This window comes from Bradyrhizobium sp. in8p8, from assembly GCF_000426845.1.
In the GTDB taxonomy this organism is placed as follows: Bacteria; Pseudomonadota; Alphaproteobacteria; order Rhizobiales; family Xanthobacteraceae; genus Bradyrhizobium; species Bradyrhizobium japonicum_C.
Window position 1 is genome coordinate 206,977 of record NZ_AUGD01000003.1, and the last position, 25,115, is coordinate 232,091.

General features: G+C 64.8%; 23 protein-coding genes. 17 read left to right on the forward strand and 6 right to left on the reverse strand.

Annotated elements, in window-relative coordinates:
* Positions 1-12: 12 nt before the first annotated feature.
* From trxA to K408_RS0111085, 3 genes are all read left to right on the forward strand, one after another.
* Positions 13-936, forward strand: a complete 924-nt coding sequence (trxA, locus tag K408_RS0111075; protein WP_024338726.1) for a thioredoxin — start codon at positions 13-15, stop codon at positions 934-936.
* Between the two features lie 34 nt (positions 937-970).
* Positions 971-1,648: an LON peptidase substrate-binding domain-containing protein gene (locus tag K408_RS0111080; RefSeq protein ID WP_024338725.1), complete on the forward strand. Its 678-nt coding sequence runs from the start codon at positions 971-973 to the stop codon at positions 1,646-1,648.
* Between the two features lie 106 nt (positions 1,649-1,754).
* Complete coding sequence (locus K408_RS0111085) at positions 1,755-1,952, forward strand: Trm112 family protein (RefSeq protein ID WP_024338724.1); 198 nt, start codon at positions 1,755-1,757, stop codon at positions 1,950-1,952.
* A 70-nt stretch (positions 1,953-2,022) separates the two neighbouring features.
* On the opposite strand, the gene K408_RS0111090 is transcribed toward K408_RS0111085, so the two are convergent.
* A complete protein-coding gene (locus tag K408_RS0111090; protein ID WP_024338723.1) occupies positions 2,023-3,243 on the reverse strand; it encodes a ubiquinone biosynthesis hydroxylase in 1,221 nt (406 codons plus the stop codon).
* Positions 3,244-3,446: 203 nt separating this feature from the next.
* Between K408_RS0111090 and tesB the strand changes: the two genes are divergently transcribed.
* Positions 3,447-4,310 (forward strand): acyl-CoA thioesterase II, encoded by an 864-nt coding sequence (gene tesB, locus K408_RS0111095; protein WP_024338722.1) that lies wholly within the window; start codon positions 3,447-3,449, stop codon positions 4,308-4,310.
* Positions 4,311-4,393: 83 nt separating this feature from the next.
* Here the strand turns inward: tesB and K408_RS0111100 are convergent, their stop codons facing one another.
* Positions 4,394-5,296, reverse strand: coding sequence for a DUF4339 domain-containing protein (locus K408_RS0111100; protein WP_024338721.1), 903 nt, complete (start codon positions 5,294-5,296; stop codon positions 4,394-4,396).
* A 238-nt stretch (positions 5,297-5,534) separates the two neighbouring features.
* Between K408_RS0111100 and K408_RS0111105 the strand changes: the two genes are divergently transcribed.
* The 8 genes from K408_RS0111105 to xth all read left to right on the forward strand — a co-directional run bounded on the left by K408_RS0111105 (position 5,535) and on the right by xth (position 15,301).
* On the forward strand, positions 5,535-5,873 hold the full coding sequence (locus tag K408_RS0111105) for a P-II family nitrogen regulator (protein ID WP_024338720.1): 339 nt from the start codon (positions 5,535-5,537) through the stop codon (positions 5,871-5,873).
* Between the two features lie 134 nt (positions 5,874-6,007).
* Complete coding sequence (locus K408_RS0111110) at positions 6,008-7,309, forward strand: ammonium transporter (RefSeq protein WP_024338719.1); 1,302 nt, start codon at positions 6,008-6,010, stop codon at positions 7,307-7,309.
* A gap of 307 nt (positions 7,310-7,616) precedes the next feature.
* Positions 7,617-7,955 carry a P-II family nitrogen regulator gene (locus K408_RS0111115; RefSeq protein WP_008142813.1) on the forward strand — a complete coding sequence of 113 codons (339 nt, stop codon included), beginning with the start codon at positions 7,617-7,619 and terminating at the stop codon, positions 7,953-7,955.
* 37 nt (positions 7,956-7,992) lie between these two features.
* Positions 7,993-9,441 carry an ammonium transporter gene (locus tag K408_RS0111120; protein WP_024338718.1) on the forward strand — a complete coding sequence of 483 codons (1,449 nt, stop codon included), beginning with the start codon at positions 7,993-7,995 and terminating at the stop codon, positions 9,439-9,441.
* 311 nt (positions 9,442-9,752) lie between these two features.
* Complete coding sequence (locus K408_RS0111125; protein ID WP_024338717.1) at positions 9,753-10,967, forward strand: aminotransferase class I/II-fold pyridoxal phosphate-dependent enzyme; 1,215 nt, start codon at positions 9,753-9,755, stop codon at positions 10,965-10,967.
* Positions 10,968-10,975: 8 nt separating this feature from the next.
* Positions 10,976-13,447 (forward strand): DNA translocase FtsK, encoded by a 2,472-nt coding sequence (locus tag K408_RS0111130; protein WP_024338716.1) that lies wholly within the window; start codon positions 10,976-10,978, stop codon positions 13,445-13,447.
* A gap of 152 nt (positions 13,448-13,599) precedes the next feature.
* A complete protein-coding gene (locus K408_RS0111135) occupies positions 13,600-14,355 on the forward strand; it encodes an outer membrane lipoprotein carrier protein LolA (RefSeq protein WP_024338715.1) in 756 nt (251 codons plus the stop codon).
* Positions 14,356-14,485: 130 nt separating this feature from the next.
* Positions 14,486-15,301, forward strand: coding sequence for an exodeoxyribonuclease III (gene xth, locus K408_RS0111140; RefSeq protein WP_024338714.1), 816 nt, complete (start codon positions 14,486-14,488; stop codon positions 15,299-15,301).
* Between the two features lie 58 nt (positions 15,302-15,359).
* On the opposite strand, the gene K408_RS0111145 is transcribed toward xth, so the two are convergent.
* The gene (locus tag K408_RS0111145; protein WP_024338713.1) at positions 15,360-15,803 is read right to left on the reverse strand and encodes a cyclic nucleotide-binding domain-containing protein; all 444 of its coding nucleotides are present in this window, start codon (positions 15,801-15,803) and stop codon (positions 15,360-15,362) included.
* Between the two features lie 60 nt (positions 15,804-15,863).
* Positions 15,864-16,550, reverse strand: a complete 687-nt coding sequence (locus K408_RS0111150; RefSeq protein WP_024338712.1) for a response regulator transcription factor — start codon at positions 16,548-16,550, stop codon at positions 15,864-15,866.
* A gap of 203 nt (positions 16,551-16,753) precedes the next feature.
* Between K408_RS0111150 and K408_RS0111155 the strand changes: the two genes are divergently transcribed.
* On the forward strand, positions 16,754-17,323 hold the full coding sequence (locus K408_RS0111155) for a L,D-transpeptidase family protein (protein WP_035698006.1): 570 nt from the start codon (positions 16,754-16,756) through the stop codon (positions 17,321-17,323).
* 6 nt (positions 17,324-17,329) lie between these two features.
* On the forward strand, positions 17,330-18,115 hold the full coding sequence (locus K408_RS0111160; protein ID WP_024338710.1) for a 2-keto-4-pentenoate hydratase: 786 nt from the start codon (positions 17,330-17,332) through the stop codon (positions 18,113-18,115).
* Positions 18,116-18,171: 56 nt separating this feature from the next.
* Here K408_RS0111160 and K408_RS0111165 read toward each other — a convergent pair whose 3' ends face one another.
* Positions 18,172-18,861, reverse strand: a complete 690-nt coding sequence (locus K408_RS0111165; protein WP_024338709.1) for a YggS family pyridoxal phosphate-dependent enzyme — start codon at positions 18,859-18,861, stop codon at positions 18,172-18,174.
* 108 nt (positions 18,862-18,969) lie between these two features.
* Here K408_RS0111165 and K408_RS0111170 point away from each other — a divergent pair, with 108 nt between their 5' ends.
* Positions 18,970-20,673, forward strand: coding sequence for a sensor domain-containing diguanylate cyclase (locus K408_RS0111170; protein WP_024338708.1), 1,704 nt, complete (start codon positions 18,970-18,972; stop codon positions 20,671-20,673).
* On the opposite strand, the gene K408_RS0111175 is transcribed toward K408_RS0111170, so the two are convergent.
* Positions 20,670-21,716 (reverse strand): GGDEF domain-containing protein, encoded by a 1,047-nt coding sequence (locus K408_RS0111175; protein WP_028145867.1) that lies wholly within the window; start codon positions 21,714-21,716, stop codon positions 20,670-20,672. The two genes, K408_RS0111170 and K408_RS0111175, sit on opposite strands and share 4 nt — an antisense overlap.
* Positions 21,717-21,908: 192 nt before the next feature.
* On the opposite strand from K408_RS0111175, the gene leuS reads away from it, so the two are divergent.
* Both leuS and lptE read left to right on the forward strand, forming a co-directional pair.
* Complete coding sequence (gene leuS / locus K408_RS0111180; RefSeq protein WP_024338707.1) at positions 21,909-24,533, forward strand: leucine--tRNA ligase; 2,625 nt, start codon at positions 21,909-21,911, stop codon at positions 24,531-24,533.
* Entirely contained in the window at positions 24,520-25,071 is a 552-nt protein-coding gene (gene lptE / locus K408_RS0111185) for an LPS assembly lipoprotein LptE (RefSeq protein WP_024338706.1), read from the forward strand. The genes leuS and lptE overlap by 14 nt, the downstream gene beginning before the upstream one ends.
* Positions 25,072-25,115 lie beyond the last annotated feature (44 nt).

The window sequence follows — 25,115 nt, forward strand, 5'->3', positions numbered from 1 at the left end:
CGAGGGGATCCCGTGACGATCATCGACCAGGGTAACGGAGCGGCGGGCCCGGTTGCGGCCGACCTGATCAAGGACACCACCACCCAAGCCTTCGTGAAGGACGTGATCGAGGAATCGAAGCGCCAGCCGGTGCTGATCGATTTCTGGGCGGAGTGGTGCGGCCCCTGCAAGCAGCTCACCCCCGTGCTGGAAAAGGCGGTGAAGGCGGCCAAGGGCAAGGTCAAGCTGGTCAAGATGAACATCGACCACCATCCGGCGATCCCGGGCCAGATGGGCATCCAGTCGATCCCCGCCGTGATCGCCTTCGTCAACGGCCAGCCGGCCGACGGCTTCATGGGTGCGGTGCCGGAGAGCCAGGTCAATGCCTTCATCGAGCGGCTGACCAAGGGCGTCACCGCGCCGGGCGAGGTCAACGTCGCCGAGATCGTGCAGGAGGCCGAAGCGGTGCTCGCCGAGGGCGACGCGGCGGCAGCGGCGCAGATCTATGCCGAGGCGCTGCAGCACGAGTCGACCAATATCGCGGCACTTGCGGGCCTCGCGAAGTGCTACGCCGTCTCCGGGGCGATGGAGCAGGCCAAGCAGACGCTGGCCATGGTGCCGGAATCCAAGCGCAATGACCCTGCCGTGAAGGCGGTGCAGACCGCGATCGATCTCGCCGAGCAGGCAAAATCGCTCGGACCGGTCGCCGAGCTGGAACAGAAAGTCGCCGCAAACCCGCTCGATCATCAGGCCCGATTCGACCTCGCCACCGCGCTCAACGCGCAAGGCAATCGCGCGGCGGCGACCGAGCAGCTGCTCGAGATCATCAAGCGCGACCGCAAATGGAACGATGATGGCGCCCGCAAGCAGCTGGTGCAATTCTTCGAGGCCTGGGGCGGCACGGATGATGCAACCGTCGAGGGACGCAAGCGTTTGTCGACGATCCTATTTTCATAAGGGACTTGCTGGCGACGCCAAGGGGACCGGGCAGATGCCAATCAACATCGAATATCGCGGGCCCGCCGACCTCCCGGAGATCATTCCGGTCTTTCCGTTGCCGGGCGCGCTGCTGCTGCCCCGCGGCCAGATGCCGCTCAACATCTTCGAGCCGCGCTATCTCGCGATGGTCGACGATTCCTTCCGCGACGGACATCGCCTGATCGGCATGATCCAGCCCGACGTGGCGCACACGCCGAAGAATTCCGACAAGCCGGCGCTGTTTCGGGTCGGCTGCGTCGGCCGCATCACCCAGCTCGCCGAGTCCGGCGACGGCCGCTACATCCTCGAGCTCACCGGCGTGTCGCGCTTCAAGGTGGTCGAGGAGCTCGAGGTGCTCACCCCCTATCGGCAGTGCAAGGTGGATTTCTTCGCCTTCGTCGACGACTTCACCGCGCGGATGGGCGAGGACGACGTCGACCGCGAGGCGCTGCTGGCGGTGCTGGCTGACTTCCTCAAAGCCAACAATCTCAAGGTCGACTGGGAAGGCGTCGAAAGCGCGCCCAACGAGGCACTCGTCAACGCGCTGGCGATGATGTCACCCTATGGCCCGGCGGAGAAGCAGGCCATGCTGGAGGCGCCTGACCTGAAGACCCGGGCCGAGATCCTTATCGCCGTCACCGAGATGGATCTCGCCAAGAAGCGCACCAGCGGCGATCCGCCGCTGCAGTGAGGGAGCAGGCTTCCGCGAGGACCCTGCGTCCCTCTTCCCCCGCATCCGCCCCGCGATGGCAGCCGGGAATTTCTGTGCTACAGGCAAGGCATTGCCGGAGACTTCAATGAACGCCGCCACCGAACGTCCCGAAGCCAGCGTCGATCCCAAATTGCTGGAGATTCTGGTCTGCCCGCTGACCAAGGGTCCGCTGGAGTTCGATTCCGCCAAGCAGGAGCTGATCTCGCGCAGCGCCAAGCTGGCCTATCCCATCCGCGACGGCATCCCGATCATGCTGCCGGAAGAAGCGCGCAAGATCGATTGAGGATGGCGAGTAGGGAGCGGCGAATGGCGAATGGAAAATCACTCGCTGTTCGCTACTCACCATTCGTCCCTCACAGAGCCTCGCCCTTCAACAGCCGCGGCACCTCGCCCGTGAGCCCCGCTGCCTGGCGGATGAAGAGATTCTTCAGCGGCGGGGCACGGTCGACGAGGCCGAGACCGATGTCGCGCACCGTGCGCAGCAGCGTCGATTCGTTGGAGAACAGGAAGTTCAGCGAGTTGGTGGCAACCCCCATCGCCATCGTGTCGAAGCGACGCCAGCGCTGATAGCGTTCGAGCACGTCCGCCCCGCCGATGTCCATGCCAAGCCGTGCAGCATCGACCACCACTTCGGCCAGCGCTGCGACGTCCTTCAGCCCCATGTTCAGGCCCTGGCCCGCGATCGGATGGATGACGTGGGCGGCATCGCCGACCAGCGCGAGGCGCTCTGCGATAAAGGAGCGCGCAACGAAATAGGACAGCGGAAACGCGCGCGGCTTGTCGAGCGCCTTGACCTCGCCGAGATGCAGGCCGAAACGCCGCTCGAGCTCGGCGTGAAACTCCTCGTCACTGAGCGCGACGATGCGCGCGGCTTCGGCCCGGCGCTCGGTCCACACCAGCGAGGAACGCCTGCCCGAAAGCGGCAGGATCGCGAACGGGCCGGCCGGCAGGAAGTGCTCCTCGGCGCGGCCCTCGTGATCGCGCTCATGGCCGACGGTGACGACGATGCCGGACTGGTCGTACTCCCAGCCATGGGTAGCGATGCCCGCGCGCTCGCGCAGCTTCGAGCGCGCGCCGTCGGCGGCGACCAAGAGGCTCGCGGCGATCACGCTGCCGTCGCCGAGCGTCACGTCGATGCCTTCGGAACGCGCGTCGTAGGACGCAACGGTGGTGGCGCGGAGATCGATGCCCTCGGCTTCCGCGCGTGCCACCAGTGCATCGATCAGGCGGCGGTTCTCGACCATGTGTGCAAAGGGCTCGCCCGGCGCGACGTCGCCGGCGAAGTTCAGGAACACCGGACGGGTGGCGTCCTCCAGCCTGGAATCAGTCACGACCATGTCGAGGATCGGCTGTGCTTCGCCCCTAACGGCGTCCCAGGCGCCGATCACCTCGAACAGGCGGCGGCAGGCAGCCACGATCGCGGTGGCGCGAGGATCGCGGCTCGGCCGTGCGCCAAGCGCGGGGTCGGCGACGATGACGGGGATCTCGGGCCCGAGCCCCTGGCGCAATGCCAGGGCCAGGGCCAGGCCCGCAAATGCGCCGCCGCCGATGACAATGCTACCCTGTACCGACATACCAAGTTTCCCGGCCAATTCTCGGTCTTGCTAGCAGACTTGAGCTGGGCGAAACAGTGCGGTGAAACAAGGGCGGCTAGCCCCTCGTTCCGTCATTCCGGGGTCGCGACGCGCGAACCCGGAATCCAGAGGTTGTCAGCTCGGGATTCCGGGTTCATCGCTATCGCGATGCCCCGGAATGACGAGATCTCGAAAGCACCATCATGTCCAAAAGCCTGATCGACCTCATTGCGATCCTCGAGCTCGAGCAGCTCGAGGTGAACCTGTTCCGCGGCAACAGCCCGAAGACGAGCTGGCAGCGCGTGTTTGGCGGTCAGGTGATCGGGCAGGCGATGGTTGCGGCCTGCCGCACCGTCGAGGGACGGCTGCCGCATTCGCTGCATTGCTATTTCATCCTGCCGGGCGATCCGCAGATCCCGATCATCTACCAGGTCGAGCGCCTGCGCGACGGCAAGAGCTATTCGACACGGCGCGTCACCGCGATCCAGCACGGCAACGCGATCTTCTCGATCATGGTGTCCTTCCACACCGAGGAAGAGAGCGCGTTTGATCATCAGGATACGATGCCCGACGTGCCGCCGCCGGAGAAGCTGACGGCGGAGGAGGTGGCGAAGCAGCCGATGTTCAAGGAAATGCCGGAGTTCATCCGCCGGTATTATGAATCCGATCGTCCGATCGAATTGCGTCCGGTCGAGCTGGGACGCTACTTCGGCCAGAAGATCGACGATGGCCGCATTCACGTCTGGATCAAGACGGCAGCGACGCTGCCGGACGATCCGGCCCTGCACATGTGCGCGCTCGCCTACGCCTCGGACTTTTCGCTGCTCGATGCGATCATGGCGCGCTACGGCCGCACGCTGTTCGACAAGCGCATGATGCCGGCGAGCCTCGACCACGCGATGTGGTTTCACCGCCCGTTCCGCGCCGACGAATGGCTGCTCTATGCGCAGGATTCGCCGAGCGCGCGCGGCGGCCGCGGCCTGACGCGCGGCTCGATCTTCAAGCCCGACGGCACGCTGGTCGCCTCCGTCGCACAGGAAGGTTCTGTGCGCGAGCGGAAGTCCTGATCGCTCCAGGCGCACCGGGCAAACAACGGCCGAAGGCGCGATGAACATCATCCTGATCTCATCGCGCAACAGGAGCCTTCAGGTCACGCTGTAACGGAGCCTCGCGCAACGAGCTCGGTTTGCGAGGCGAACCAGTTCATGATCCAGCGATACACCCACGGGATCGGGATGATCAGGCTGCACAGGATCACGGCCACGATACCCCGCCAGAGAATGTCGAGACCGCTGCCCTTGAACACGATCTCGCGCCGGGTCCCTTCGATGCTGCGGCAGAACCAGCGCATCTGCGCCGCGGCCACCCAGGCCCAGCCGATGATGGTGATGATGGAGATCGCAAACAGCAGATTCCAGCCGATATAGGCCCAGATCGAGCCGGTGAAGCTCAGGCCCAGCGGCTGACCGTTGGAGGCGAGGTTCGCAATCATCCATTTGATCAGGAGCCAGTAGAGAACGATCTGCACGATGAACAGCAGATTGCTCAGGATCTCGCTGCCGATATAGCCGATCGCGATCGCCAGAACGATGAAGCCGAAAAACCAGGGCACCAACGTCATTGCATTGCCGGTGAAGCTGAGATTCGGCCGGCCCGGGACCTTCACGCAGGACACGATCCATTGCGTGTACCAGACGAACAGCCACGGCACCGGGATGATGAAGAACGAGCCGATCACCAGCGCGAGCGTGCGCCAGGTGAACTCGAGGATGCCGAAATCGACCGCGAGCGATGCTCCACCCGGGCCGCCATAGCCGCCCGCGCCGGCATAACCGCCCGAGCCCATCATCGGCGGGCCGCCAGGCATCATCGGCGGGGCGCCGCCGCCTCCGATCAGGCCGGGGATTTCGGCAGCCTTTTGCCAGCCGACCATGCCTTCGGTCCAGACCAGGGTGTCCGGGCGCACGACCCCTTGGGCGATCAGGTCGCGGAATTGCCCTTCCGGAAAGGGCCCCTGCTGCTTGCCCTCGGATGCGTAGAACCAACTCGCCATGTAGAGTCCCCCTCAAACATACTTTTGTACCAGCCGGAACGCCTGGGTTCACCGCATCCATGCCAAAAATGCATTGTGAAGGATGAACGGTTGCCCTGTACAGAGGCGCCCGTTGACGTGGTCAGGTGTTTTTCCGCTTCAATCTGCAACTTTTTTATGCCATCTGCCCGGAAAGATGCCAGATTGACGCTGCGCCGGGGACATACGCCGCAGCGCATCCCGGGGAATAGGGCTGACCATGAAACTCGTCGTCGCGATCATCAAACCCTTCAAGCTCGATGAGGTCCGCCAGGCCCTGACCGCAATCGGCATCCACGGCATGACCGTGACCGAGGTGAAGGGCTACGGCCGCCAGAAGGGCCACACCGAGATCTATCGCGGCGCCGAATATGTCGTGAATTTCCTGCCGAAGCTCCGCATCGAGATCGCGGTCGCCTCCGACCTCGCCGACAAGGCCGTCAGCGTGATCACCGCGACCGCGCGCACCGGGCAGATCGGCGACGGCAAGATCTTCGTCACGCCGATCGATCATGCGCTGCGCATCCGCACCGGCGAAACCGACAGCGACGCGCTCTAGGCTTGGTTTGACGCGCTTTCTTGCCGCGAGCCGGGTATCCACTCCGCTCGAAAGCGCTCCGATAACGTCTTCGTCGATCGCACCGGGCAATACGCCACAGCGTGCGACGTAATTTCTACGCTGGGGGAAACGAGATGGCGGGATATTTGCGCCGCGCAGCTGCCATGGCTGCGGGAATCGGATTTGCGTCGGCTGCAACATCGTCGGCGTACGCCGCAGGCTCCGAGATCAACACCGCGGACACCGCCTGGATGATCGTTGCCACGGCGCTGGTCCTGATGATGACGATCCCGGGACTTGCGCTGTTCTACTCCGGCATGGTGCGCAAGAAGAACGTGCTTGCGACCATGGCGCAGAGCCTTGCCGCGGTGGCGCTGATCTCCATTCTCTGGGTGGCGTTCGGCTATTCGCTATGCTTCGTCGGCGATGGCCCATGGATCGGCACGCTCGATCGCTGGTTTCTCGCCGGCATGACCATGGACAGCGTCAATCCGGCTGCGAAGACCATCCCGGAATCGCTGTTCATGCTGTACCAGATGACCTTTGCCATCATCACGGTGGCGCTGGTCGCGGGCTCGGTGGCCGATCGGATGCGGTTCTCCGCCTATCTCCTGTTCTCGGTCGCCTGGTTCATCTTCGTCTACATTCCGCTGGCGCATTGGGTGTGGGGCGGCGGCTTCCTCGCCAGCATGGGCGTCCTGGATTTCGCCGGCGGCCTCGTGGTGCATCTGTCGGCCGGCACCGGCGGCCTGGTTGCGGCCAAGGTGCTGGGACGCCGTCACGGCTACGGCACCGAGAATCTCTCGCCGTTCGACCTCTCGCTCGCGGTGATGGGCACCGGCCTGTTGTGGGTCGGCTGGTTCGGCTTCAACGGCGGCTCGGCGCTGGCGGCGAACTCACGCGCAGTGATGGCGATCACCGCGACCCATCTTGCGGCCTGCGCCGGCGCGCTGACCTGGGCCGTGATCGAATGGTCGACGCGGCGCAAGCCCTCGGTGCTCGGCATGATCTCCGGCGCGGTCGCGGGCCTCGGCACCATCACGCCAGCCTCGGGCTTCGTCGCGCCCTGGCATGGCATCGTCATCGGCATCGTCGCCGGGGCGGTCTGCTATTGGGCCTGCACCTGGCTGAAGCACCGCTTCAACTATGACGATTCGCTCGACGTGTTCGGCGTCCACGGCATCGGCGGCCTGACCGGCACCCTGCTTGGCGGCGTGTTCGCGACCAGCGCCATCGGCGGCACCGCCGGCCTGCTGGAGGGCAATCCTCAACAGCTCCTGATCCAGCTCTACGGTGTTGCGGTCACCTTCGTCTGGTCGGCGGGCGTCAGTTTCATCCTGCTCAAGCTCGTCGGCCTGTTCGTGCCGCTGCGCGTATCCCGTGAGCAGGAGCTCGAGGGGCTGGATATTTCGCAGCACGGAGAAGCGCTGCAATAGGCGCACACACTACTGAATTACCACTATCCTGCCCGACACGTGAGCAACATTGTGTCGGCAGCCTGTCATGCCCGTATTTTGGGCAGACATGGTCACGATTTGGGCGCGACGGAATAGCGCACCGCACCGCAGTACCCGCCCGACGTGAAAACCCGCGGTTTCATAGTCCATTAGGCAATATGCCGATCTGGCACGGCATTTGATTCTAAGGGTCCTGGCTGTGCCCGCGTAGTGAACTCTCCCTCGTGGCGAACCAGTCGAGAACGCCCGGCCACGTCCGGACCGGGCCCAAGCGGGGATAGGACCCATGAAAATTGTTATGGCGATCATCAAGCCATTCAAGCTGGAAGAAGTCCGTGACGCCCTGACCGCCATCGGCGTTCACGGTCTCACGGTGACGGAAGTCAAGGGATATGGCCGCCAGAAGGGCCATACGGAAATCTATCGCGGCGCCGAATACGCCGTGAGCTTTCTGCCCAAGATCAAGATCGAGGTCGCTGTCGCATCCGACCAGGTCGACAAGACCATCGACGCCATCACGTCCGCGGCGAAAACCGGACAGATCGGCGACGGCAAGATCTTCGTCATCAACCTCGACCATGCGGTGCGCATCCGCACCGGCGAGGCCGATGCCGCGGCCCTTTGATTTCGCGCTCAACCTTATCCAATCAGGAGTGAATGATATGACGTTCAAGCGTCCCCATGGCGCGGGATTGGCGGCTCTCGCAGTCGGCCTGTTCGCTGCGACCGCGGCCTATGCCGAGCCAACGGTCAACAAGGGAGACAACGCCTGGATGATGACATCGACAGTGCTGGTGCTGTTGATGACGATCCCCGGCCTCGCGCTGTTCTACGGCGGTCTCGTCCGTTCCAAGAACATGCTCTCCGTCCTGATGCAGGTGTTCTACACCGTCTGCGTCGTCACCGTGATCTGGGCCGTGTACGGCTACAGCCTGACCTTCACCGGCGGCTCCGACTTCATTGGCGGCTTCTCCAAGGCGTTCATGATGGGCGTCACCCCCGAGACGAAGGCTGCGACCTTCTCGGTCGACACCAACATCACGGAGCTCATCTATGTGTGCTTCCAGATGACCTTCGCGGCGATCACGCCCGCCCTCATCGTCGGCGCCTTCGCCGAGCGCATGAAGTTCGCCGCGATCGCGCTGTTCGTCCCCCTCTGGGTCACGCTGGTGTATTTCCCGATCGCGCACATGGTCTGGTACTGGCAGGGTCCGGACCTGATCCAGGATGCGGCCAAGGCGCTCGCTGCCGCCACTGACGCGGCGGCAAAGACCGCGGCGCAGGCCAAGCTCGACGAGCTCAATGCCGACGCCGGCTGGATCTTCAAGATGGGCGCGATCGACTTCGCGGGCGGCACCGTGGTGCACATCAACGCCGGCATCGCGGGCCTCGTCGGCGCTCTCCTGATCGGCAAGCGCGTCGGTTACGGCAAGGAGCTGATGGCCCCGCACTCGCTGACCATGTCGATGATCGGCGCCTCGCTGCTCTGGGTCGGCTGGTTCGGCTTCAACGCCGGCTCCAACCTCGAAGCCAGCGGCGGCGCTGCACTCGCCATGACCAACTCCTTCGTCGCCACCGCAGCCGCCGCGCTGTCGTGGATGTTCGCGGAGTGGATCGTCAAGGGTCATCCTTCCGTGCTCGGCGTCATTTCCGGCGCGGTCGCGGGCCTCGTTGCCGTCACCCCTGCAGCGGGCTTCTCCGGGATCATGGGAGCAATCGTGCTCGGCCTCGTGGCCGGCGTGGTCTGCCTGTTCTTCTGCACCGTCGTGAAGAACGCGCTCGGCTACGATGACTCGCTCGACGTGTTCGGCGTGCACTGCGTCGGCGGCATCGTCGGCGCCATCGGCACCGGCATTCTCGTCAACCCCGCGCTCGGCGGCGCCGGCATCATCGACTACTCGGCCATCCCGCCGAAGGTCGCCGATTACGACTTCGCCACGCAGATGCTCGCCCAGATCAAGGCCGTCGTCACCACGCTGGTGTGGTCGGGCATCGGTTCGGCGATCCTCTACAAGGTGGTCGATGTGATCGTCGGTCTGCGCACCAACATCGAGAGTGAGCGCGAAGGCCTCGACATCACCGAGCACACCGAGCGCGCCTACAACATGTAAGCCCTCCTCCCGGGCGCGGTCTCCCCGGAAACCGCGTCCACAACTACGGTTCGGGCACATACCCGGCAATGCCCTGACCGTTGAGGGGCTCCAGCGCAAGCTGGAGCCCCTTTCTTTTGGTCGGTTCCCTTGCGGGGGAGAGGTTGAACGGCCGTGCACCCGCTGTTATCCGGCTTCATTATTCCTGCTCTGGACGCAGGCGCCGGCCGATGGTTAATCGCGTCTTAACCTCGCCCTATCTATGGTGAACTGAACCGCTTCCCGCCGGTGCCTTCGCGCGACCGGCTGTTCCAAGAGTGCTGGCGCCCAGAATGGTCATGACCGCTTCATCCCGTGCGCCGCAGGCCAGTGGAAGCTCCGACAGCGAACGCTCGCCCTTCGTCCGGCTGAACGAGCTGCTGGCGCCGCATCAGCCCGGCAAGCCTTTGATTTCGCTCGCGGTCGGCGAACCCCAGCATCCCGTGCCCGACTTCGTCGGCCCGGTCCTGGCCAAGCACATCGCAGATTTCGGCCGTTACCCCGCGAACAAGGGCACCGACCCGTTCCGCAAGGCTGCAGGCGCCTGGCTGTCGTCGCGCTTCAAGCTGCCGCGACCGCTCGACCCAGAGGACGAGATTCTCGTCCTCAATGGCAGCCGCGAAGGCCTGTTCCTCGCTGCGATCGCGGCTGCGCGATATGTCGGCCCGCGTCCCGGCAAGCCCGCCATCCTGATGCCGAACCCGTTCTATCCGGTCTATGGCGCAGGCGCCCTCGCAGCGGCTTGCGAGCCGGTTCATCTGCCGACCACGGTCGAGAACGGCTTCCTGCCCGACCTCGACGCCATCGACGAGACGACGCTGGCGCGCACGGTCGCGATCTACCTGGCCTCGCCCGCAAATCCGCAAGGCTCGGTCGCCAAGCCTGACTATTTCAGGCGCTTGAAGCAGCTCGCCGACCGCTACGGCTTCGTGATTCTCAGCGACGAGTGCTATTCCGAGATCTACACGCGCGAGGCCCCGGGCAGCGCGCTGGAATGCGCCGGCCCCGACTACACCCGCGTGGTCGCGTTCCAGTCGCTGTCGAAGCGCTCCAACCTGCCGGGCCTGCGCGTCGGCTTCGCCGCCGGCGACAAGAGGTTCATCGGCATGTTCCTCGAGCTGCGTAACATCGCAGCGCCCCAGGTGCCGGTGCCGCTCCAGCACGTGGCGACCGTCGCCTATGGCGACGAGGCGCATGTGGAGGAGAACCGCAGGCTCTATCGGATCAAGTTCGATCTCGCCGACCAGATCATCGGCAATCGTTACGGCTACCGCCGGCCCGACGCCGGCTTCTGCGTCTGGCTCAACACATCCGCAGTCGGCGACGACGTGTCGGTGACGCTGAGACTCTTCAAGGAAGCAGGCGTGCGCGTGGTGCCCGGCAGCTATCTGGCCCGCGTTCAGCCCGACGGCTTCAATCCAGGTGCGGGCTACATCCGGCTCGCGCTGGTGCAGGACGGCGAGACCACGGCGCAGGCGCTGCACCGCCTGGTCGAGACTCTGGGTTAGGCGGGCCCATGAGCATGTCGGCAATCGAACGTGTCATTCCACTGGTCGGGCATCTGCCGCCCTCGATCCGAGAGGGGCTGGCGCGTCGCATGCGCGAGCTCACCGGGCTCGGCCTGATCGCGCTGGCAGGCGTCGCCTCGGCCGCGCTGATGACATGGTCGGTGCAGGATCCCAGCCTCAGCCATGCCACCTCGCGGCCAATCCGGAACATCCTCGGCTATGCCGGCGCGATCGGCGCCGATCTTGCCATGCAGATCCTCGGGCTCGGCGCGATCATGCTGGTCCTGACCGTCGCGGTCTGGGGCTGGCGGATGATGACGCATCGCCCGTTCGACCGCGAGGCGTTGCGGCTCGGTTCCTGGATTCTCTGCACGGTGATCGCAGCGGGCTTCGCCAGCTGCTGGCGGCATGGCGGCGCCTGGCCGCTGCCGACCGGACTCGGCGGCGTGGTCGGCGACGCGCTGGTGCGCGCACCGGCGGTGATCTTCGGGCCGGCCGGCACCATCTACCGCATCGTGCTGGGCACGATCCTGTTCGTCGCGATGACGGCGACCTTCCTGATCGCCTGCGGTCTCGGCGCGCGCGAGCGTGACGAAGAGCTCTCGGCGATCGAGGACGAGGACAAGCCGCTCGACGAAGACGAGGAGAGCGATCGTGGCTCGGTGTCGCTGGGCTGGCTGTTCCATGCCCTGATGAGCACCAAGGCTCGGCTGGGCTGGCTGCTTGGCGCCGCGTACCGCTCACTGGTATCGAGTGGACCGAAGACCAAGGCCACGCAGTTCAGCCGCCAGGAGCCCAATCTGGGCGGTGGCCGCGCCGCGCCTTCCATCTCGCCGCAGTCCGAAGACGAGGACACCGAGGACGAGCACGAAGAGGAGGAAGGCGAGGAGGAGGAGCAGCCCGCCGCGCGCGCCCCGCGCAAGAAGGCGGCGCCGAAGACTGCGGCCAAGAAGTCCTCCGACAAGTTCGACCTTCCGTCCGTCTCCATGCTGGCCGCTCCGAAGGCCGGCGATCGCCAGCCGCTCAGCAAGGCCGAGCTTGAGGCCAATTCCCGTTCGCTCGAAGGCGTGCTGCAGGATTTCGGCGTGCGCGGCGAGATCGTGAAGGCCAATCCGGGCCCCGTGGTCACGCTGTACGAACTGGAGCCGGCGCCCGGCATCAAGTCCTCGCGCGTGATCGGGCTTGCCGACGACATCGCCCGCTCGATGAGCGCGCTGTCCGCGCGCGTCGCCGTCGTGCCCGGCCGCAACGCGATCGGCATCGAGCTGCCGAACGCGCATCGCGAGAAGGTCTATCTGCGCGAATTGCTCGTCGCAAAGGAGGCGACCGACACGGTGGCAAAGCTGCCGCTGTGCCTCGGCAAGACCATCGGCGGCGACCCCGTCATCATCGACCTCGCGCGCACGCCGCACATGCTGATCGCCGGCACCACCGGCTCGGGCAAGTCGGTTGCCATCAACACCATGATCCTCAGCCTGGTCTACCGGCTGCGTCCGGACCAGTGCCGGCTGATCATGGTCGATCCGAAGATGCTCGAGCTCTCCGTCTATGACGGCATTCCCCATCTGCTCACGCCCGTCGTGACCGATCCGAAGAAGGCGGTTGTCGCGCTGAAATGGGCCGTGCGCGAGATGGAAGAGCGTTACAAGAACATGGCCAAGCTCGGCGTCCGCAACATCGACGGCTACAACACGCGCCTGCTCGAATTGAAGGCCAAGGGCGAGGAGCCGACACGCACGGTCCATACCGGCTTCGACAAGGAAACCGGCAAGGCGATCTACGAGGAAGAGAAGCTCTCGCTCGACCCGCTGCCCTATATCGTCATCATCGTCGACGAGATGGCCGACCTGATGATGGTCGCCGGCAAGGACATCGAAGGCGCGGTGCAGCGTCTGGCGCAGATGGCGCGCGCCGCCGGCCTGCACGTCATCCTCGCCACGCAGCGCCCGTCGGTCGACGTCATCACCGGCACCATCAAGGCGAACTTCCCGACCCGCATCGCCTTCCAGGTCACCTCCAAGATCGACAGCCGCACCATCCTCGGCGAGATGGGCGCCGAGCAGCTGCTCGGTCAGGGCGACATGCTCTACATGGCGGGCGGTGGCCGCATCAGCCGCGTGCACGGACCGTTTGCCTCCGACGAGGAAGTCGAGAAGGTGGTGCGTCATCTCAAGACGCAGGGACAGCCGGAATATCTCGAGGCGGTTACGGCCGAAGAGCCCACCGAGGACGAGGATGGCGCCGTGTTCGACGCCACCGGCATGGGCGGCGATGGCGGCGGCGATCTGTTCCAGCAGGCGGTTGCCATCGTCAAGCGCGATCGCAAGGCTTCGACCAGCTACATCCAGCGCCGCCTGCAGATCGGCTACAACCGCGCCGCATCGCTGATGGAGCGCATGGAACTGGAGGGCATCGTCGGTCCCGCCAACCACGCCGGCAAGCGCGAGATCCTGGTCGAGGAAGAAGACAGCCATATGTGAGGCGAGGCGCCTCTGAACATCATTTCACGCAGAATCGATATCTGCTTTTGCCCGAAATCACGCTAAAAGGGCGCCCAGCAATACAGGACGAGGCGTTGATCAGACATCCGGACACTCGATACGCTGCCTCCATCGCTGCGCGAAGCGCGCGCGTGGCCGGCGTGCTTCTCGTCACCGCCGCGATGGTGACCGCTGCATCGTTCGCGCAAACCGTGCCGGTGCCGAAGCCCGCACCGAAAGGCCGCGAAGGTGCTCCAGCCGGCGGTGGGCCAACCGTCACCGGCGCGATGCAGACGCCGCCGAACCCGGTCATCCCCGATCCGCGTCGCAACGTGCCGAGCAGCATCTTCCAGACCTTCGACGCCAATCAGAAGGCGCAGGCCGCCAAGGTCAGCGCCTATCTGTCGTCGCTTCAGACGCTGGTCGGGAATTTCGTCCAGGTCGGCCCCGACGGCAGCAAGACGCAGGGAGAATTCTACATCCAGAAGCCCGGCAAGGTGCGCTTCGAATATGACGCGCCGAGCCCGATCGACATCGTCGCGGACGGATCCTCGCTCGTGGTGCGCGACCGCAAGCTCGCGACCCAGGACGTCTATCCGCTGTCGCAGACGCCGCTGCGCTTCCTGCTGTCCGACCGTATCGACCTGATGAAGGACACCAACGTCGTCAACGTCTCGGCCGACGACGTCTATGTCAGCGTCACCATCGAGGAGAAGCAGGCGCTGGTCGGCACCAGCCGGCTGCTCCTGATGTTCGGCGCCAAGGACGGCCAGCTCAAGCAGTGGACCGTCACCGACCCGCAGGGCTACGACACCACGATCGCGGTCTACAATCTGGACTCGAGCAAGAAGCTCGACCCCGGCATGTTCAAGATCGATTTCACCAATTACGGACCATCGCCGGGTTGATGGCTGATGGCGTCTGCGACGGTCGTCATGCCCGGGCTTGCCCGGGCATCCACGTCTTGGGCCTTATAAAAAGGCGTGGATGGCCGGGTGAAGCCCGGCCATGACTGATGGAGTTTGTTAGACCGTCGCCATGCGACTTTCCCTGACCACCTGGAACATCAATTCGGTGCGGCTGCGCATCGACCTGGTCGCGAAATTCTTGAAGAGCGCGCGGCCGGAGGTGCTGTGCCTGCAGGAGACCAAGTGCATCGATGACGCCTTTCCGCTAAAGCGATTCAAGCGGCTCGGCTATGAGCACGTGGCGCTGAACGGGCAGAAGGGCTATCACGGCGTTGCCATCGTCTCGAAGATCCCGTTCGAGACGAAGGACATCCGCACCTTCTGCGACAAGGTTGATTCGCGTCACATCTCGGTGTCGTTCGGCGAGAAGGCCGGCATCGCAAAGCCGCTGGTGCTGCATAATTTCTACGTGCCCGCCGGCGGCGACATTCCCGATCCCGTGCTGAACGAGAAGTTCGATCACAAGCTTCGCTTCCTCGACGAGATGAAGGCGTGCGAGCCGCTGCATCCGCGCGGCGAGGACCGTCACATCCTGGTCGGCGACCTCAACGTTGCCCCGCACGAGAACGACGTCTGGTCGCACAAGCAGCTTCTGAAGGTCGTCTCGCACACGCCTGTCGAAACCGAGAAGCTGAAGGCGGCACTCGAGGCGGGCGAATGGGTCGATGTCGCGCGGGAGCGCATCCCGATGTCGGAGAAGGTCTATACGTGGTGGAGCTACCGCTCCCCCGACTGGACCGTCGGCGACCGCGGCCGCCGGCTCGACCACATCTGGGTCTCGCGGGCGCTGAAGGACTCGGTGCAGGATTTTAGAATTCTGCGTGATGCGCGGAGCTGGGAGCGGCCGTCGGACCATGTCCCGGTCACGGTGACGCTCGATCTATGACCGTCACCTGTCATTCCGGGGCGCGCGCAGCGCGAGCCCGGAATGACAACAGAGACACTCAGGACGTCAGCTTCGCACCGGCCATGAGGATATCACTCGCGATTTGACTCGAACGCACCGCGAACTCGTCGCGAAGGCGAACCGCAGCGGCAGGGTCGCTTTCGAGCACGCGCTGGAACAGGCTGCGTGCGATGCGGATGACGGAGGCGTGCTCCAGCGCGATTGCGCTCGATGGCCGCTTCATCGGCACCACCAGCGCGAGCTCGCCGATCAGTGCGCCGGGCCCGGCGATCATCTCGGCACCGGCACCGTCTTCGACCCTGAAGGCGCCGCGCTGGACCACGAAGCCGGCATCGGCGTCATCGCCGAGATTGAAGAGGACGTCACCGCGGACGAAGTCGCGCTGCTCGGAGCCGATCGCCAGCATGCGCAACGAGGCGTCCCCCAACAGGCGCAGTGTCGGGACACGCTCGAGAAGCGCTACGTCGTCGTCGATTGACATTCCGGTCCGTGGCTCGAGGAACGCGCCAATTTACGACGAATCGCGCGTTTCCGGAACGTATCACGGCACCAGCTTGTATCCACCGGCTTCGGTGACCAGGATTTCCGGGTTGGCCGCGTCCTTCTCGATCTTCTGGCGCAGGCGGTAGATGTGGGTTTCCAGCGTGTGGGTGGTGACGCCGGAATTATAGCCCCAGACCTCCTGGAGCAGGGTCTCACGCGACACCGGCATCTGGCCGGCGCGGTAGAGGAAGCGGAGAATCGCGGTCTCCTTCTCGGTGAGCCGGACCTTGCGCGCATTGGCCGCGGTCAGCATCTTGGAGCCGGGACGGAAGGAGTAGGGGCCGACCGAGAACACCGCGTCCTCGCTGGCTTCGTGCTGGCGGAGCTGCGCGCGGATGCGGGCCAACAGAACCGCGAAGCGGAAGGGCTTGGCCACATAGTCGTTGGCGCCGGATTCCAGCCCCAAGATCGTATCGGAATCGGTGTCGTGCCCGGTCAGCATGATGATCGGGGCCTTGAAGCCGCCCTTGCGCAGGGAGCGGACCACTTCGCGGCCATCGGTGTCGGGCAGGCCGACGTCCATCAGGACGAGATCGGGAGAATTCGCCTTCGCGGCGCTCGCGCCCTTCGCGCCGGTATCCACGGCGGAGGCTTCGAATTCTTCGTGCAGCGATAATTGCTCCACCAGCGTGTCGCGCAGATCGGTATCGTCATCCACGATCAGGATCTTGCGGGCGTTGGGCATGGGAAGTCATCCTTTTGGAGTCCGGCTCGGCGCGCATCCATGCCGCGCCCAGCCGCGAGGGGAAGTTTAGGGGTCGCCGTTATTTTTGTTGTTCGTGTTGAAGTAGTGGGCTGTTACCGATTCACAAGCCAGAACTACTCTAACTCAGAATAGCAGGCCGTTTTGATGAATGTCCTGTAATGAATTCGACATTGCACGTTCACATGAAAAATAAAGCAGTTTCAGTTGGTTACAACGAGACTCGCAGCGCTGGGCCGCTCTCTGCGATCCGTGTTAGGCCTGCTGCAGGTAATCCGCGCCGGGGCTGGCTGACGGCCGGAGCGTTGACCATCCCGGTTGCGCTGGGGCGGGGCGGTATTCTCGCCAACAAGCGCGAGGGCGATGGCGGCACCCCGAGAGGCAGCTTCCGTCCCAGGCGGCTGTGGTGGCGGGGCGACCGGCACAGCCGCCCCCAGACATTCCTGCCGACCCGGATGATCACAGCGGCGGATGCCTGGTGCGAGGATCCAGGCGACCGTCACTACAACCAGAGCATCCGGCTCGGCGAGGGACAGGGCGGTGACCGGCTCAAGCGGGCCGACCATCTCTACGACTTTATCGTCGAGATCGACCACAACACCCGGCCGCGCGTCGCCGGCCGGGGCAGCGCGGTGTTCCTGCACCTGGCGCGCGATAATTTCGGCCCGACCGCGGGCTGCGTCTCCATGACGAAATCTGCGATGTTGCAATTGCTGCGGCGCTTGGGCCCGCGAACGAGAATCATCATCGGGTGAGGGTGCATGCTCGACAAGGATCAGATCGACGCCGCTTCAGAGCTCCTGGTCAGGCATTGGCGCGACGGCACCAAGCTCGACGCGCTGGAGACGCGGTTGCGGCCGCAGAGTCGCGCTGAAGGCTACGCCATCCAGGCCGCGCTCGAACGACGATCGAGCGGGACATTGTTCGGCTGGAAGATCGCAGCCACGAGCGAGGCCGGTCAGAAGCACATCAACGTCACGGGGCCGCTGGCTGGGCGCATCATGAGCGACACCGTGATCGCCGACGGCGGGACCGCATCGATGAAGGGCAATGAGATGCGCGTCGGTGAACCTGAATTCGCCTTCCGCATGGGGCGCGATCTGCCGCCGCGCGCGACGCCCTACAGCGCCGACGAGGTGCTCGCCGCCGTCGAGACCCTGCATCCCGCGATCGAGATTCCCGATTCGCGCTTTGCCGATTTCGTCAGCGCGGGCGAGGCGCAGCTCATCGCCGACAACGCCTGCGCGCATCTGTTCGTGCTGGGCGCGCCGACCATTGCGAACTGGCGGGCGATGGATCTCGTTGCGGAACGGCCGCAGATCGCACTGCGCGGCGAGCGCCATATCGGCCACGGCAGGAACGTGCTCGGCGATCCCCGCATTGCGCTTGCCTGGCTTGCCAACGAGCTGCGCGGGCTCGGCATCACCTTGCGGGCAGGGGAGGTGGTGACGACGGGCACATGCCACCCGCCGCTGCCGATCCAGGGCGGCGATCATTTCGCCGCGGATTTCGGCGTGCTGGGAAAGGTGTCGGTGGGGTTCGTGTAGGCGGCTCACTCCGCGTCATCGATGGCGGTTGCCAGCGCGTTCCTCGCTAACGGCTCTCACCGGTGCCCGAAGATCGCGCTTCCCACCCGCACATGGGTGGCACCCAACATGATGGCGGTGGCGAAGTCCGCGCTCATGCCCATCGAGAGATTCTTCAATCCATTGCGTGCGGCAATCTTGGCGGTGAGAGCAAAGTGCCCGGCCGGCGGCTCATCCACCGGGGGGATGCACATCAGGCCGGAGATTGTCAGCCCGTAGGTGTCCCGGCAGCTCGCGAGGAATGCATCGGCTTCGCCGGGTGCGACGCCGGCCTTCTGCGGCTCCTCGCCGGTGTTGATCTGGACGAAGAGTTGCGGGTGCTTGTTCTGGGATTCGATTTCCTTGGCTAACGCTTGGCAAATGCTCGGACGATCGACCGAATGGATCGCGTCGAACAGCGCGACCGCCTCTTTCGCCTTGTTGGATTGCAGCGGCCCGATCAGATGCAGCACGATATCGGGGTAAACAGACGTCAGCGCCGGCCACTTGCCCTTGGCCTCTTGCACCCGATTCTCGCCGAATACGCGCTGTCCGGCGGCGATGACCGGGGTAATCGCATCCGCGGCGAACGTCTTGGAAACCGCAATCAGCGTCACGGATGCGCGGTCGCGCCCCGCGTCCTTGCAGGCGCGGGCGATTTCGGCTTCGACCGCGGCAAGCGCGTTTGGTGAATGGCCGGTTACCGGCGCGGTGTTGGCTTCCGTCATGACGTCTCTTGGCTGTGCTCCCAACCGAGTTAAGTCCAATTTTACCGAGTTCAAGAAACAGTTTTTGAACCCTTCGCTTTACCTTGGGCCACGGGGTGGGTAGCGAAGATGGCCAGCGTCAGTCTCAACCGCAAGCGAGCGAAACTCAAGCAGGTTCTCGGAATCCGGGCGCGGCTTGCGTTGCTCGCGGTGATTCTCGTGGCGCCTTTGATGTTCGACCGCATCCGTTCGCTCGAGGACACGCGTACGCGCCAGATCGCGCAGGCCGCGGCCGAGTTCACCACGGTGGCGAGGCATAGCGCCGATGCGCAACGCGAGGTGATCTCGTCCGTCGAGACCATCCTGAAATCGGAGGCTTTCATCCGCGCCTCCGTCGGCGGCATCAGCAAGAGCTGCGACGTGCTGCGCGCGAGCCTGCCGTCGAGCCTCCCCTGGATACGCACGCTTCTGATCGCCGGCCAGGACGGTCGCATCCAATGCGCCACCAACAACATGTATGTCGGCCTCGATCTGAGTGACCGGCCGTACTTCCAGCAGGCACAGCAAACCGGCCGCTTCATACTGAGCGACTTCATCATGTCGCGACCGGTGCTGTCGCCGACGGTCATGGCGGTTTATCCGGTCTCCGCCTTCAGCGGCGTCCCCGATGCCGTCGTGCTCGCCACCGTCAACCTCGACTGGATGTCGAAGGTCATGAGCAATCTGGGCGGCCGCCCCGGCATCACCGCCGTGCTGGTCGACAGCGCGGGCACCGTGCTGGCCGCCCCGGCCGATCAGCGCAGCGCGGTCGGCCGGCCCCTCGACAACATGCCGCTGATGTCCGCGATCGCCGACAAGGCGCTTCGGTCCGATCAAGACGAGGGCTCGCTGTCTTTCCTCGCTGCCGATGGCTCTCGCCGGGCAGTCAGCTACATCCGCATTGCGGGGACCAATGCTCGCCTGATCACCAGCATCGACGAGGACAAGGTGTCCGCTGCCGTCAGTCGCGACATCCGTACCGCCTATCTGCAGTTCGCTTTCGTCGTGGTGTTCGTCCTGCTCGGCGCGCTGATCGCGGCAGAGAAACTCGTCATCAAGCCGATCGAGATGCTCGTCGACATGGCCAAACGTCTCGGCGAGGGCGACCTGTCGGCGCGCGCGGCCCGCAACAGACTGCCGGCCGAATTCGTGCCGCTCGCGCGCGCGTTCAACGCGATGGCCGCGCAGCTGAGCCAGCGCGAACGCGAGCTGATCGCAAGCAACGATCGCCTGACCGTGATGGCCTCGATCGACATGCTCTCCGGCCTCGCCAATCGCCGCGGCTTCCAGAGCCGGCTCGACTTCGAATGGATGCGTGCGCAGCAATATGGCAGCGAGCTTGCGTTGCTGATGATCGACGTCGATCACTTCAAGCTGTTCAACGACACCTATGGCCATCTCGAAGGCGATTCCTGCCTGACCAGGCTCGGCGAATCACTGTCCGGCATTGCCGCTGACACGATGGGCTTCGCGGCACGCTATGGCGGCGAGGAATTCTGCCTGCTGCTGCCGAACACGGACGTCATGCGTGCCGTCGAAATCGGCGAACAGGTGCGCGCGGCCGTGCTGAAACTCTGCCTCCCGCACATCACCTCGAACCACATGATCGTCACGGTCTCGATCGGCGTCGCCGCGACGAAGCCCAATGAGAGCTTGCGGCCAGGCGATCTGATCGAAGCCGCCGACGCCGCGCTCTATGCCGCCAAGCACCGCGGTCGCAACAACGTCGTGGAGCACGGCGTGCAGGCGATCGAGACTGGCACGACCGAGGTGATATTTGCGGCCAGCGCCTAGCCGGCAGCTCCCGCGCGCTCGACCTCGATCTCCGTCACCACACGGTTGCGCCCGCTGCTCTTGGCGAGATAGAGCGCGCGATCGCAACGCTCGATCAGATCTGTGATCGCCTCGCCGACGCGGTATTGCGCCGCGCCGATGGACACGCTGATGCTGGGCAGGATCTCGCCGGTCGAGCGACGCGTGATCGTGGCTTCGGCGATCGCGCGCCTGATGCGTTCGGCGATCTCGGCACAAGCCGCGAGATCGGCGTCCGGCAGCACCGCAATCAGCTCCTCGCCGCCATAGCGGGCCGGCAGATCCTGCTCGCGAACTTTTTCGCGCAGCACCTTGGCCATCAGGCGCAGCACCTGGTCGCCGACGCCGTGGCCGAAATTGTCGTTGAAGGACTTGAAGTGGTCGATGTCCAGCATCAGGACGCAGAGCGGCTCGCCCCATTCAGCGGTCGCCTGCGCCTTGCGCAGGAATTCGTCGAGTGCCCTCCGGTTCGCCAGCCCGGTCAGCATGTCGGTCCGGGCGCGCTGCTCGGACCTCGACAGTGAGTCGCGGATCACGTCGAGCTCGCGCGTCTTCTCCGCAAAGCCCGCCTCGAGCCGGGTCGCGCGTGTGGCGGCCCGCGCCAGCTCGTTCATGAGCTGGGCCACCAGCAGTTTTGGATCGACGCCGGCCCTGCCCTGATCCGCCACCTCACTGATGGCCTGCATCTGCGAATGATTGTCGGCAATCGCAGTCGCCAGAAACTCCTTCGCGGCCCCCATGAGCGCCTGGAGCCGCTCCGAGGTGTCGACCACCGCGGCGCTCACCTGGTTCGCGACGTAGGTCTCGAACAGATCCTTGTTGGTTCGGGCGTCGAAGGGCCGATTGTGATCGATCAGGAGATCAATGGCGTTGCGCAAATCGTCATGACCGCCTGCGAAATACTGGAACCAGACGGCAAAATTGGCCGGCGTCGGCGCAATCCGCTGTTCAGCAATGCTCCGCATCGCACGTCCGGCGATGGACGCGGCATAGTCGTAATCGGGATCGTCGAAGCTGGAATACATTTGCGGTATCGCGGTCTTGTCGAGCCGCAAATTGGCATCGACCCCTTAATCACACGCCAACGCGGGCCCTCGTAGTTATGCGGAGACCCGGCCAAAGTTCCAGAATGCGGCAACCCATTGACCCCCTAAGGCCTTCTATGGCCTAGTCCGCCGTCTTAAGCCGGCCGAACCCACGAAAAGCCCAACGATTCCATGACCTCCGAACGCTATAACGCCCGCGACGCCGAACCGCGCTGGCAACGCCTCTGGGACGATCAGAAGATCTTCGTCTCCAAGAACGATGATCCGCGGCCGAAATATTACGTGCTTGAGATGTTCCCCTATCCCTCCGGGCGCATCCATATCGGTCACGTCCGGAATTACACGCTGGGCGACGTGCTCGCCCGCTTCATGCGCGCCAAGGGCTTCAACGTGCTGCATCCGATGGGTTGGGATGCCTTCGGCCTGCCGGCGGAGAATGCCGCGATCGAGCGCAAGGTGGCGCCCAAGGCATGGACCTACGACAACATCGCCGCGATGAAGAAGCAGCTCCGCTCCATCGGGCTGTCGCTGGACTGGTCCAGGGAGATCGCGACCTGCGATCCCTCCTACTACAAGCACCAGCAGAAGATGTTTCTGGACTTCCTGCGCGCGGGGCTTGCCGAGCGCGAGAAGCGCAAGGTGAACTGGGACCCCGTCGACATGACCGTGCTCGCCAACGAGCAGGTGATCGACGGCCGGGGCTGGCGTTCGGGCGCCGTGGTCGAGCAGCGCGAGATGAACCAGTGGGTCTTCAAGATCACGAAGTACTCGCAGGAGCTCTTGAGCGCGCTGGACGGGCTGGACCGCTGGCCCGACAAGGTGCGGCTGATGCAGCGCAACTGGATCGGCCGCTCCGAGGGCCTGCTGATCCGTTTCGCGCTCGATGCGGCGACGACGCCGGCAGGCGAGAGCGAGCTGAAGATCTTCACCACGCGCCCCGACACGCTGTTCGGTGCGAAGTTCATGGCGATCTCGGCCGATCATCCGCTGGCGCAGGCCGCAGCCGCTAAGAACCCCGAGCTTGCCGAGTTCATCGCGGAGATCAAGAAGATCGGCACCGCGCAGGAGATCATCGATACCGCGGAGAAGCAGGGTTTCGACACCGGCATCCGCGCGGTGCACCCGTTCGACCCGTCCTGGAAGCTGCCGGTCTATGTCGCCAATTTCGTGTTGATGGAATACGGCACCGGGGCCATCTTCGGCTGCCCGGCGCACGACCAGCGCGACCTCGATTTCGTCAACAAGTACGATCTCGGCAACACGCCTGTCGTGTGCCCTGAAGGCCAGGATCCCAAGTCCTTCGTCATCACCGACACCGCCTATGACGGTGACGGCCGCATGATCAATTCGCGCTTCCTCGACGGCATGACCATCGAGCAGGCCAAGGACGAGGTGGCGAGGCGTCTCGAGACGGAGCTGCGCGGCAATGCGCCGGTGGGCGAGCGGCAGGTCAATTTCCGCCTGCGCGACTGGGGCATTTCGCGCCAGCGCTATTGGGGCTGCCCGATTCCCGTCATCCACTGTCCGAAATGCGACGTGGTGCCGGTGCCTGATGCCGACCTGCCGGTGAAGCTGCCCGACGATGCGACCTTCGACAAGCCCGGCAACGCGCTCGACCACCATCCGACCTGGAAGCACGTCACCTGCCCCAAATGCGGCGGCAAGGCGCAGCGCGAGACCGACACCATGGACACCTTCGTGGATTCGTCCTGGTACTTCGCCCGCTTCACCGATCCCTGGAACGAGAATGCGCCGACGACGCCCGCGGTGGCCAACCGGATGCTGCCGGTCGACCAGTATATCGGCGGCGTCGAGCACGCGATCCTGCATCTGCTCTACAGCCGCTTCTTCACCCGCGCGATGAAGGCGACCGGGCACATCGCGCTCGACGAGCCGTTCGCCGGCATGTTCACGCAAGGCATGGTGGTGCACGAGACCTACCAGAAGGCCGACGGCTCCTATGTGCAGCCGGCCGAGGTCAAGGTCGAGGTTGGCGGCAACGGGCGCCGCGCGACGCTGCTGGCCACCGGCGAAGACATCCAGATCGGTCCGATCGAGAAGATGTCGAAGTCGAAGAAGAATACCGTCGACCCCGACGACATCATCGAGACCTACGGCGCCGACGTCGCCCGCTGGTTCATGCTGTCGGACTCACCGCCCGACCGCGACGTGATCTGGAGCGACGAGCGCGTCCAGGGCGCCTCGCGCTTCGTGCAGCGGCTGTGGCGCCTGGTGAACGATTGCGTCGCGCTCGCCAAGGCCGCGCCGGCGGCCCGGCCGGCCAGCTTCGGTCCGGACGCCACGGCCTTGCGCAAGGCCGCCCATGGTGCGCTCGACAAGGTCACCACCGGGATCGAGCGGCTGCACTTCAACGTCTGCCTCGCCCATATCCGCGAATTCACCAATGCATTCTCCGAGGTGCTGCAGCGCCCCGGCCAGCCCGCCCCGGACCTCGCCTGGGCGATCCGTGAAGCCAGCCAGATCCTGGTCCAGCTGTTCTCCCCGATGATGCCGCATCTGGCCGAGGAGTGCTGGCAGGTTCTCGGCCAGAAGGGGCTGGTTTCGGAGGCCAATTGGCCCCAAATCGAACGCGATCTGCTGGTTGAAGACAGCGTGACCCTGGTGGTCCAGGTCAACGGCAAGAAGCGGGGTGAGGTCACAGTTGCAACACTGGCCCAGAATCCGGAAATCGAGGCTGCCGTTTTGGCCCTCGATGCGGTAAAGCTGGCCCTGGACGGCAAGCCCGTCCGCAAGGTGATCATCGTCCCCAAGAGGATCGTGAATGTTGTCGGCTAGGATCCGCATCGCAGCCCGCTTGCTGGCGGTCGCCGCCCTGGCGGCGCTGACGGCCGGCTGCTTCCAGCCGATGTACGCCGAGCGGAACGACGGGACCCCCGGCCTGCGCGAGAAGCTGATGGGGGTCGAGCTGCCCCCCATCAACAAGCCCAACGCGTCCCGCGAAGCCCGCGTCGGCGTCGAGATCCGCAACGCGCTGGCCTTCAAGCTTTACGGCACGGCGACCGGCATGCCGCCGACCCACCGGCTGGACATCCGCTTCACCACCACCCGCTCCTCGCTGATCGTCAGCGCCACGACGGGACTGCCGACCAGCGAGAATCTCGGCATCGACGCCCAGTACAACCTGGTCGAAGTCGTGACCGGCAAGTCCGTCATGTCCGGCTCGACCTTCTCGCGCGTGTCCTACGACATGCCGGGATCTTATCAGCGCTTCTCGCGCACCCGCGCCGTGCGCGATGCCGAAGATCGCGCCGCCAACGAGATTGCCGAGAACATCACGACCCGCCTCGCCTCGTTCTTCACCGCGGGCACGTAGGTCATTCCCGCCATTCCTGGGCGCCCGCAGCGCGAACCCGGGAT